A 2,817-nucleotide genomic window follows, 5' to 3' on the forward strand; every position below is an offset into this window, starting at 1 on the left:
GCGGTGTATCTGCCTCTGCTGGACATCTTCACCATGGGCGATCCCGCCACCGGAGCCGGGGCCGGGGCAGCGGGGCGGAGCGTGCGGGCAGGTCCTGCGGGTCAGCCCATCTCTTCCAGGGCCTTGCCCTTGGTCTCCTTCACGAACAGCACCACGAAGGGGATGGAGAGGGCCGCGAAGCAGGTGTAGATGATGTACGTCGCGGAGAGGTTCCAGTCCGCCAGGCTCGGGAAGCTCGCGGTGATGGCCCAGTTGGCGATCCACTGCGCGGACGCGGCGACACCGAGAGCGGCGGCACGGATGCGGTTGGGGAACATCTCGCCGAGGAAGACCCAGACGATGACACCCCAGGACAGGGCGAAGAAGAGCACGAAGACGTGGGCGGCGATCAGCGCCACGGTGCCCTCCGTGTTCGGAAGCTTCCCGTCGACCAGCTTGGCGGAGAAGGCCCACGCCTCGAAGGCCAGCGCGATCGCCATGCCGACCGAGCCGGTGAGGGCGAGCGGTTTACGGCCCACCCGGTCGACCAGGACCATCGCGATGACCGTACCGATGATGTTCACGATCGAGGTCGTGAACGAGTAGAAGAACGAGTCCGTCGGGTCGATGCCGACCGACTGCCACAGCGTCGCCGAGTAGTAGAAGGCGACGTTGATGCCGACGAGCTGCTGGAAGATCGACAGTCCGATACCGACCCAGACGATGGGCAGGAAGCCGAAGCGGCTGCCGAGCAGGTCCTTGAAGGAGGACTTGTGCTCCCGGTGCATGGCCGTCTCGATCTCGGTGACGCGGGCGTCCAGATCGACGTTCTTCCCCTCCACCTCGGCCAGGATCTTGCGGGCCCGCTCCTTCTTCCCGACCGAGATCAGATAGCGCGGCGACTCCGGGATGGCGAAGGAGAGCAGCCCGTACAGGACGGCGGGCACCACCATCACGCCGAGCATCCACTGCCAGGCCTCCAGCCCGCCGATCTTGCCGCGCTGGTCGCCGTCCGCGATCTGGAGGATGCCGTAGTTGACCAGCTGCGAGATGGCGATGCCGATGACGATCGCGGCCTGCTGGAAGGAGCCGAGGCGGCCTCGGTAGGCGGGCGGCGAGACCTCGGCGATGTAGGCAGGACCGATGACGGAGGCCATGCCGATGCCGAAGCCGCCGATGATGCGCCACATCGCCAGGTCCCAGAGCGCGAAGGGGAGGGCCGATCCGACCGCGCTGACGGTGAACAGCACCGCGGCGATCTGCATGCACCGGATACGGCCGATGCGGTCGGCGATGCGTCCCGCCGTAGCGGCGCCGATGGCACAGCCGATCAGGGCGATGGCGATGACCTGGGCGAGGGTTCCGGACCCGATGTCGTACCGGTCGCGGATGGCTTCGACGGCCCCGTTGATCACGGAACTGTCGTAGCCGAACAGGAAGCCGCCCATCGCGGCGGCGGCCGTGATGAAGATGACGTGCCCGATGTGGTCCGGGTGAGCCCCCCTGGCTCCGGACTCCGGTCCTTGCACTCTGCTGGTCACATGAACTCCTGGTGCCTGCCCGCAATGTCAGACGTGGATGGATGAGCCCTTTAAGTGGCGCATACGAAACAGATCGCCACCACTTGAATACGCAGGGGATGCGTCGGGGATCATCCGTTCAATCGTCGAATTCGGGCGCGTACGAGAGTCCACGCCTACCCGGGCCCCTTCCATTCGCGTGAAGCAGCCCGGGGAATTACGTGAAGATTCAGCGAAGACGCTGACTGATGACTTTCGATACACCGTCACCCTGCATGGAAACCCCGTACAGGGCGTCGGCCACCTCCATCGTCCGCTTCTGATGCGTGATCACGATCAGCTGGGAACTCTCCTGGAGTTCTTCCATGATGCGGATGAGCCGCTGCAGATTGGTGTCGTCGAGGGCCGCCTCCACCTCGTCCATCACGTAGAACGGGCTCGGCCTGGCCTTGAAGATGGCGACCAGCAGGGCCACCGCCGTCAGGGACCGCTCGCCGCCGGACAGCAGCGACAGCCGCTTCACCTTCTTTCCCGGCGGGCGGGCCTCCACGTCCACGCCGGTGGTGAGCATGTGCTCCGGGTCGGTGAGGATCAGCCGTCCGTCGCCACCCGGGAAGAGCCGGGAGAAGACGCCCTCGAACTCGCGTGCGGTGTCCTGGTACGCCTCGGTGAAGACCCGTTCGACCCGCTCGTCGACCTCCTTGATGACCTGGAGGAGGTCGGCCCTGGTCTTCCGCAGGTCGTCGAGCTGCTCGGCGAGGAACTGGTGGCGCTCCTCCAGCGCGGAGAACTCCTCCAACGCGAGCGGATTCACCTTTCCGAGTTGCTGGTACGCCCGTTCGGCCGACTTCAGCCGCTTCTCCTGCTCGGCCCGGACGAAGGGCCGGGGCTGGTTGCGCGGGTGCTCCGGGTCCTCGGGCAGTTCCTCGCCCTCGGCCGGGAGCGACGGGGGAACGGGCCGGCCGGGGCCGTACTCGGCGACCAGGGCCGCCGGTTCGACGCCCAGCTCCTCCAGCGCCTTCGCCTCCACCTGCTCCACCCGCATCCGCTTCTCGGCACCCAGCACCTCGCCCCGGTGCACCGAGTCGGTGAGCTTGTCCAGCTCTGCCTTGAGGTCCCGGCCCTCCGCGCGCGCTGCGAAGAGCGCGTTCTCCCCCTCGGCCTTCGCCGCCTCCGCCGCCGCACGCTCCTCCTCGGCCCGTACGACGGACACCTCGACGTGCGCGAGCAGCTGCCGGCCACCGTGCGCGACCGCGGCGGCCACGTTACAGGATTTCGATGGCGTCAACCTTCGGAGGCCGGTTCGGGAAGGTGATCT

General features: G+C 67.1%; 2 protein-coding genes. Both read right to left on the bottom strand.

Translation table 11 applies throughout. The features are described 5' to 3' along the window. Window positions 1-101 precede the first annotated feature (101 nt). Window positions 102-1,520 (bottom strand): sugar porter family MFS transporter, encoded by a 1,419-nt coding sequence (locus ACWD3D_RS35645; protein WP_451464821.1) that lies wholly within the window; start codon window positions 1,518-1,520, stop codon window positions 102-104. Window positions 1,521-1,728: 208 nt separating this feature from the next. Further along, window positions 1,729-2,817: AAA family ATPase (locus ACWD3D_RS35650; protein ID WP_451464822.1), on the bottom strand; the 1,089-nt coding region annotated here is incomplete at its 5' end.

The sequence above is a fragment of the Streptomyces sp. NPDC002690 genome (genome assembly GCF_053592415.1).